6 protein-coding genes and 2 pseudogenes are annotated in these 7,514 nt (G+C 70.4%); 3 read left to right on the forward strand and 5 right to left on the reverse strand.

All coding sequences use genetic code 11. The annotated features are described in order from the left end of the window. Positions 1 to 109: 109 nt before the first annotated feature. A pseudogene (locus ACWD0Y_RS35550) lies at positions 110 to 251 on the reverse strand (restriction endonuclease); the annotation flags it as partial. Here ACWD0Y_RS35550 and ACWD0Y_RS35555 point away from each other — a divergent pair. After that, positions 192 to 344 carry a hypothetical protein gene (locus ACWD0Y_RS35555; protein WP_450264395.1) on the forward strand — a complete coding sequence of 51 codons (153 nt, stop codon included), beginning with the start codon at positions 192 to 194 and terminating at the stop codon, positions 342 to 344. The pseudogene ACWD0Y_RS35550 and the gene ACWD0Y_RS35555 sit on opposite strands and share 60 nt — an antisense overlap. Before the next feature lie 184 nt (positions 345 to 528). Here ACWD0Y_RS35555 and ACWD0Y_RS35560 read toward each other — a convergent pair whose 3' ends face one another. Together ACWD0Y_RS35560 and ACWD0Y_RS35565 are read right to left on the reverse strand one after the other, a co-directional pair. Next, the gene (locus tag ACWD0Y_RS35560; RefSeq protein WP_450264396.1) at positions 529 to 723 is read right to left on the reverse strand and encodes a hypothetical protein; all 195 of its coding nucleotides are present in this window, start codon (positions 721 to 723) and stop codon (positions 529 to 531) included. A 361-nt stretch (positions 724 to 1,084) separates the two neighbouring features. Beyond that, positions 1,085 to 3,496: a helix-turn-helix domain-containing protein gene (locus tag ACWD0Y_RS35565; RefSeq protein WP_450264397.1), complete on the reverse strand. Its 2,412-nt coding sequence runs from the start codon at positions 3,494 to 3,496 to the stop codon at positions 1,085 to 1,087. A 238-nt stretch (positions 3,497 to 3,734) separates the two neighbouring features. On the opposite strand from ACWD0Y_RS35565, the gene ACWD0Y_RS35570 reads away from it, so the two are divergent. After that, positions 3,735 to 5,261, forward strand: coding sequence for a phosphatidylinositol-specific phospholipase C domain-containing protein (locus ACWD0Y_RS35570; protein WP_450264398.1), 1,527 nt, complete (start codon positions 3,735 to 3,737; stop codon positions 5,259 to 5,261). 43 nt (positions 5,262 to 5,304) lie between these two features. Next, positions 5,305 to 5,433: a hypothetical protein gene (locus tag ACWD0Y_RS35575; RefSeq protein ID WP_450264399.1), complete on the forward strand. Its 129-nt coding sequence runs from the start codon at positions 5,305 to 5,307 to the stop codon at positions 5,431 to 5,433. 594 nt (positions 5,434 to 6,027) lie between these two features. Here the strand turns inward: ACWD0Y_RS35575 and ACWD0Y_RS35580 are convergent. Both ACWD0Y_RS35580 and ACWD0Y_RS35585 read right to left on the reverse strand, forming a co-directional pair. Continuing rightward, positions 6,028 to 6,484: pseudogene (locus ACWD0Y_RS35580) on the reverse strand (transposase); the annotation flags it as partial. 346 nt (positions 6,485 to 6,830) lie between these two features. Next, on the reverse strand, positions 6,831 to 7,310 hold the full coding sequence (locus tag ACWD0Y_RS35585) for a tyrosine-type recombinase/integrase (protein WP_450264400.1): 480 nt from the start codon (positions 7,308 to 7,310) through the stop codon (positions 6,831 to 6,833). Positions 7,311 to 7,514 lie beyond the last annotated feature (204 nt).

A 7,514-nucleotide genomic window follows, 5' to 3' on the forward strand; every position in this document is an offset into this window, starting at 1 on the left:
CCGGCGACTTCACCGCACCGTCCGCACACAACACCGCGTCCACCAGCTCGAACAACGCGTCGCGCCGGGCGGTCAGACACTCGTAGAACTCGCCCGGGGCGGGTGTGGCCTCCAGGCGGTCCAGCCGTTCGCAGAGGGCACGCACGGAGCCGGGCTCGGTTCTGCACGCAGCGGGCGGTGCCCTCTGTCGGTTGGGACAGGCGTCCGGCGGCTTCGCGGAGGATGACTTCGGCGAGGGCGCCGCGGCCGTCGCCATGGCCGCCCGGCTGACGCCGACCAAGGAGAAGGCCGGCCGGGCCGCGGCCACCGATGGGGTGACGTGGCGCCGCTTGTTCTTCCCGTAGATCGACGCCCGGGTCGCCGCCAGTGCGGCGAGCACCCGACGACAGCTGGACCCGCTACCTCGCCGCCCGATCATGACGGTCCCGGCGCCCCACTGTGCCGCGAAGGGATGCGACCAGCGGGACCATCGTGGTGGTCGCGGCATCAGAAACCTTCTGCCCGGCCGTACGGCCGTCCGCTCTGGTGTCACCGCTTGCGGGCGGTGACGATGACGACAGACAGCAGCGCGAGGGCGAGGACCGCTCCGGTGACGGCCAGGGCGGAGTAGCCGGCGTCGGCGACGAGTCCGGAGGCCAGGAGCGTGAGGGCGGCCCAGACGGCGATGGGTGCGGGCCCGAAGCGGTCGACGAGTCGGCCGGTCAGCGGGGAGGGCAGGTACATGACACGGCCAGGTTGGACGCGGCCTCATCATCGGCCGCCGTCCTGCGGCCCGCCTGAGCGGGCACCTCTGCCGGCCTCCAGCGCGGGCCGCCACCACTCGGCGGCGGCCCGCGTTGTCGTGTGTCCGGCCCGCTCTCAGGAGCCCTTGGAGTCCGGCCCACGCAGCCCGACGGTTCGACCCCCTCGTGAGATGTGCGGAGCGAACTCTCCACGGCACAGATGCACCGTGCCGCCAGCAGTTGCTCCCGGATGAAGGCTCTCACCCGGGCACGCCGTCCGTACCCGCTCAGGCCGGTGGGCCGCTCCGTGCACGACGGCCGGCATCGACGCAGGCCATGAGCCGGTACCGCCGTCCCCGCCATTACGTGGCGGAACGGCCGCGCTCGTCCAGTGCCCGGAGTTCGGTGGCCGCCTCGACCTGGCGGGGATTGTTCAGCCGGACGAGGGCCTCGTGGGCGGCCGTCAGGGTTTCATGGGCCTCTTGATGGCGTGAGAGGCGGCGTAGGACGATTCCCAGATCGAGCCTGGAGGATTCGCTCCAGGCGGGCATCTGCGCCGCCTCGAAGTGCGTCAGGGCGTAGCGCAGGGGGCCCTGCGCCTCGCTCCACCGGCGCAGGGCGGCCAGGTCGTTGCCGATGTGCTGACGAGTCGATGCCAGATAGAGGCCGATGAGTTCCTGCGGCGTTCCCGGTATGCCGGCACGGCAGATGGCCTCGCTGCGCCGATGGATGGCCAGGGCCTCGACGGCGCGGCCTGCCTGGCGCAGATACTGGCCCAGCTTGTTGAGTGCGCTGAGTTCGGCGAGGCGGCTCTCCGCACAGGTCTGGTTGCCCAGATGGTCCGCCGCTTCACGCAGGCGGGCGATGGACTCGTCGGCCCGTCCGAGCCGGTGCAGTGATCCGGCCTCGTAGCCGAGCGCCCAGCCCACCTGGAGCTCGTCTCCCACCTCGCGTGCCACTTCCAGGGCGGCGCGTGCGGTGGCCAGGGCGGCGGTGTGGTCGTATACGCACGTGTTGTACGCCCAGGACAGGTAGTTCAGGTGGACGGCCTCGTCGCGTCTGCTGCCGAGCGCACGGGCGGAGTCGACGGCGCGTCGGAATACCTCCGCCCAAAGCTCCCAGTGCGAGGTGCGGTCGGAGAACCAGTGCATCGCCTCGGCGGTGTCGATGACCTGCTGGTGGTGGCCGGCCGCCTGGGCCCGGCCCAGGGCGGTGAGCCACTGGGGCCGCTCGGCCTCCAGCCAGACGGCGGCCTGCTTGCGGTCGACGGGTGCGGTGGACGGGTCGGGGTCGGCTTCCGTGTACGGCATGTTCTGCTGGTCGTCGTCGAAGCGGCGTGCCGCAGCGGTCGCTCGGCGCAGTGCCCATCGGGTAGCCCGGTCCAGGGCGGCCGCGATGTGCGCGGGCTCGTCCTCCTCGGCCAGCTGCTCGGCCGCGAACAGGGCGAGGAGGTCGTGGAAGCGGTAGCGGTCGGCGGTGGGATGGGGCTGGAGAAGACCCGCGTCGGTCAGGTCCTGTGCGCACCGGGCGGCTTGGCGCAGCGGCAGGTCAGCCAGCAGGGCAGCGGTCTCGGGGCTGAAGTCGGGTCCGTCGGCCAGTGAGGCGCGGCGGAAGACGGTCCGGGCCCGCGGGCTCAGTTGCCGGTAGGAGAGGGTGAAAGCGCTCCGGATCTGGAGTGAGCCCGCTTGCAGGGCGTCCAGGCGGCTTTCCTGTTCCGCGAGTTGGACGACGAGCTTGGCGATGCGCTCTCCGGGCCGTGAGGCGAGGCGCTGTCCGGCGATGCGCACGGCCAGCGGCAGGTGCCCGCACAGCTCCGCGAGGTCACGGGCGGCCTGGCTCTCCTGGCGGACCCGCTCCGGGCCGATAATGCGGGTGAGCAGTTCGACCGCTTCCTCGCGGCGAAGCAGCGCGAGCTGGGTGCGGTGGACGGATTCGAGGCCGGCCAAGGCGTGGCGGCTGGTGACGAGAGTGAGCGAGGGGCCGTGGCCGGGCAGCAGCGGGCGGACCTGCTCCTCGTCCGCCGCGTTGTCCAGAAGCAGGAGTGCGCGCCGGTCGCGGAGTACGGCGCGGAGCATGCCTGACCGATCGTCGGTAGCAGCCGGTACGGCGCTCTCGGCTACTCCGAGCGCGCGCAGCAAGCGCGCGAGCGCGTCGCGCGGGAGGGTCGGCCGCGGGTCCATGCCGCGCAGGTCGACGGCGAACTGCCCGTCCGGGAAGTACGGTGCGAGGGTGTGCGCGGCGTGCACGGCGAAGGCGGTCTTGCCGAGGCCCGGCTGCCCGCAGATCACCGCGACCGGCGGGTGGGCGGGGTCGAGGTCCTCCGCCAGCGTCAGCAACCCGGACAGGGCGGGAGCGCGGGCGGTGAAGTCCTGGAGATCGCGGGGCAGCGTGAGCGTGTGATGCGGCTGCGGCGGGCCGGGCTCCGCCCGCGGCTCGGCAGTCTGGACCGCGGCTCTCCGTACCGCGGCGGTCTGTCGCGCGGTGGCCCCCGCTGCGGCGGACTGCGGGCCGGATCGGGACCGGGGCCTCGGGCGGCCGAGGCTGGCGGACCGCTCCATCTCCCGGGCGCCTGCGGTGTCCAGACCCAGCGCGGCGGCCAACGCCTGTACGGTACGGCGCTGCGGCCCCCGGGACCGGCCGCGCTCCAGGTCCGACAGCGCCCGCACACTCACCCCTGCGGCGTGCGCGAGCTCCTCCTGGCTGAGCCCGGCACCGGTCCGCAGACCGTAGAGGAGCTCACCGAACCCACCCGTGTCCGACATACCGGCGCCCATGCCTGCGTATCCCCCTGGTCCGCGTGGTCCCGGCGGAGCACCGAACCCATCAGGAAGAAGTATGACAAGCCAATACTTCTGCCGGTGGAACTTCCTGGTCCGCCCGCCTTCAACCGTATTGAGTTGAGCCGACTCGGGCGTCTAACCGGACCTGACCAGGCCGGCATGCCCGATTCGTCGACGTCTGCGGAGCCCTCGCGTGCGAGCCTCCGCGCCGAACCTTCGGGGGAAACCTTCCATGCAACTGACCTCCGCCGTGCGCCGCAGGTGGCGCCTGATCTCCCGCGCCGTGACGGCCGGGACCAGAGGTACCGCGACCACTCGTCCAAACGTCATCGGCCGTTCTCCCCTCCTGAGACGACTGGCCGTGCCGATCGTTCCGCTTCTCGTCCTGGCGGCGACACTGGTCTCCCCCACAACCGCGGTGGCCGACGGCAGCAAGTACGGAGACACGCGCTACCACGAATGGTCATGGGTGACCACTCACAATTCGTACGCCGATGACTGGACGCAGTTCCCGATTCCACCCAACCAGTCGGACACGATCCAGGAGCAGCTCAACGGCGGGGTACGCGGGCTGATGCTCGACACCTACGACCCCAAGGGGGTCGGTCCCGTCGCGCTGTGCCACGGCGGTACGGCCCTGTGCTACGAGGACTTCAAGTCCGCGCTGCTCACCGTGGTGAACTTCCTGCAGAAGAACCCGCAGGAGGTGGTCACGATCTCCCTGGAGAACTACGCCAGCCGGGAGACGCTCACCAAGACGATCGACGACATGCTGAACGCCAAGAACGCCGGCGGACTGCTCTTCTCGCCCGACAAGAACATGATCTACCGGAACAACTGGCCCCGCGTGCGTGACATGGTCTCCTCGGGCCAGCGTCTCGTGGTGTTCCAGGACAGCTGGGACACGAACGTGCCGGTCGGCTCCGGTGCGCTCATGTACACCTGGAAGCACACGGTCGAGAACAAGTACGGCTACGGTGTCAGCGGCCGTCCGTCCGGCTGCGATTCCCGGAACGGCACGCCGCTGAACACGAACCCGATGCCGGGGACGCAGTTGACCCCGCTGTTCACCATGAACCAGTTCAACTCGGACTCGGCGGACCCCGGCGGCGCCGCCCCGCAGGACAACGGGCTCGCCCTCAAGAACCGCATCGACAAGAATTGCAGGCCCGCCGCGGGGCGGGCGCCGAACTTCGTCGCCGTGAACTTCTACCAGAACAGCGACAACGCGAACATCAGCCCGACGTCGGTCGTGGCCGACCTCAATCGCGACGCCTACTACAACAGGTCCCACCCGGCGGTGTGGACCGTCAACGCGAGCAAGCAGTACGTCAGCGCCTACGCTCCCAACCGGTGCATGGTCCGCGGCGACGAGTTCGCTGACGGCACCGGCGGTCTTGTCACGCAGCGCGCCTGCGCCAGTCCGGCACCCAGCAGCCACCAGTGGTCGGCGACGAAGCCCTCCTACGAAGGCAAGGGCTACTACTGGATCAAGGCGAACAACGGCAGCTGCCTCACCGTCCCCTACAACAACGGCACGCCGCCGCCCGACGGGCAGCAGATGTTCTGGTGGCCGTGCGAGACCCGGTGGGCCTCGGGAAGTCAGCTGTGGAACATCATCCCGGTCAAGCTCGACGGCAACGGCCGGAGCGGCTTCTACTTCATCAACCAGTGGACCGGGAGGTGCCTGACACTGGATCCCTCGACGGTCAACGACAAGGGCGGCAAGGTCACACAGGCCGCCTGCCCGTCGCACTGACGGCCTGAAGAACCCTCTCCCCGGCGAAGCCTCCGTAGCCGGTGTGGCGATCTCCAAGAGGGAAGTCCTCGACCTCCTCGCCGAGCACCGCGTGGACCTGGTGTGCTGGATGGACGCCGTGTGGGGGCTGGGCTACCTCAGTCCGGCGCCCCCGGCACCGCCACCGCGCTGATGGTCCACGTGCCGCGCACCGACGCGTCCCTGCAGCAGAGCCTGGAGCACCGGCCCGGCCGGGTGGCGGCGGTCGGCCCGTTCATGCCCCGGGAGCCGGCCGGGCAGGGCATCGACACCACCTCGTGGGCCGTGGTGCCCGACGCTCTGCTGCACGAAGTACCCGCACCGGCGCCGACCGCCCGGGAGGAACTGCGCAGAAGCGGCCCGGTGCGGATCGTGGCCCGGGCCGAACCGCACAAGGGCATCGCGCAGTTCCTACGGCCTCCCCAAGGAACTCGACCGTCCGGTGGGGATCGTCCTGGCCCAGGCCGGCTTCGAGTACTGGCCCGGCATGCAGCAAAACGTGGTCAGCGAGTGCGAGGCCCTCGCCAAGGCGCTGAAGCAGGGGCGTCCTGCCCGGCATGCCCTGGCAGGACGTACCCTCCTTCCTCGCCAGCGCCGCGGCCACCGTGGTCAGCTCGACCAGCCCGGAGATGTTCGGCAACGTGAGCCGAGGCCCTGTCCGTGGGCACGCCCGTCGCCGGCTACGGGCTCGGCCGGCCTGGACGAAGGTGCGGACCGGCTATGGCGTGACCTCACCGGCTTCCTGGCCCGGATCCCCGGACTGCCACTGGCCCGCCGCGATGAGCCTTTCGACGACTCGCGGAGCTGGGCAGCGGTCACTGCGGTGGCGTCGTCTGCCGGACCGAGCCGGACCGCGTTCAGGAGGTGGCGCCCATCTCCAGGACCGCGACGAACGAGTACGGCCAGCCGGGGATGAACTGCGAGGCCGTCTTCGCCCGCCCGTAGACGTGGCAGAAGAGCCGGTCTGGCGAGCACGGCGCGTCCGAGCGCAACCACGGTGAGACGTCGACGGCGAGCACCAGGCGCCCGTCCGGGAAGCAGGGCAGCTACAGGCCGGCGAGCACCTGCCGCAGCCGGGCAGTACCGATTCGGCCCTGGTTGAGGCCGTCGTACATCGCTCCGTGCCCACGAGGGTGTTCCGGCAGAAGTGTCAGCTCGACTGCCGAGTGGACCGCACCCGGCGCACACAGCACCGCGTCCGCCAGACCGTCGTCTTGACCAACCCGCGAATGTGCGAGAGGCCACAGAAATTCGGGGCACAGAGGGCATCAGGCCCGGTGGGTGCCGACCGCGCGGCACCGCACCACCGGGCGCGCCGGGATACGCACCACCCTGTGGCCGGCCCAACAAGGGATGGTCCGGAGGCAGCGTGAGCATCCGCCTTTCGGCGTCCCGCGAGATGACCTTGAGAAACGACTCGTCAACGGAGTCAACCAGCTGATACACGAGCTTCTCGTCCCGCGCCGGAGGCAGAAGACCAGACACAGTCACGCTGACGCTCACCGCGGCACCTCCGGCATCCACCGCGGCGACGGCACTCGCTCCACGGCCTCACGCAGCCGCTCCGGCTTGGGGTGCAGGTAGGGGCGGCGGCGACTCAGCGCTCTTCTTCCCGAGGAGGGCCTGCACCTCGTCCAAGCGCCCATCGGCGTCAACGACGTTGCTGGCCATCACATGACGACACCTCCGCGGCGTCACCGCCCGGCTCAGGCCAGCCCGTCTCGACAGTGAGGAACACAACTCCCCGATCGCTGCAGTGGTAACCGGTTCCCCGAAAGGAGGCCGGACCAAGTTGACCAGCAGGAAGTCACTCCCGCCCGCGCCGAGGCGATCATGACGCTCCAGGACGTACGGGTCGAATGCCTGCACCACCAGGAAGTCCACCGGCATCACCCAGGACTTCTTCGACTTCGACCACGCGTTGTTGACGTTCTGCCGGCGGATCACATGCAAGTGAGCCCCCTCCACATCACAACCGACCGCCCGCGGGTCCTGCATCACATGGCAGCCGGCCCGGCGCAGACCGGCCACCTGTCCCGGACGCAGCCCCGCCCCGGAACACGCCTGACCACCAGCCGCTCACGCGCTGGAGAAAGGACGCTCGCCCCCGGGGGCCATCCCCCTGGCCCACACCTGCCGTGCCCCCGTTATCTTTTTCGCGGTCCTGCAACGGGACCGCTGGCCTCCGGGCCCGGTATGACTGTGTCCCCTCTGTCGAACGGATGACCTGGGGGG

The sequence above is a fragment of the Streptomyces altiplanensis genome, assembly GCF_053591575.1.

Bases quoted from the DNA above. Each gene is read 5' to 3' on its own strand.
- ACWD0Y_RS35560 (WP_450264396.1), bottom strand. From the start codon at position 723: ATGTACCTGCCCTCCCCGCTGACCGGCCGACTCGTCGACCGCTTCGGG.
- ACWD0Y_RS35565 (WP_450264397.1), bottom strand. From the start codon at position 3,496: ATGGGCGCCGGTATGTCGGACACGGGTGGGTTCGGTGAGCTCCTCTAC.
- ACWD0Y_RS35570 (WP_450264398.1), top strand. From the start codon at position 3,735: ATGCAACTGACCTCCGCCGTGCGCCGCAGGTGGCGCCTGATCTCCCGC.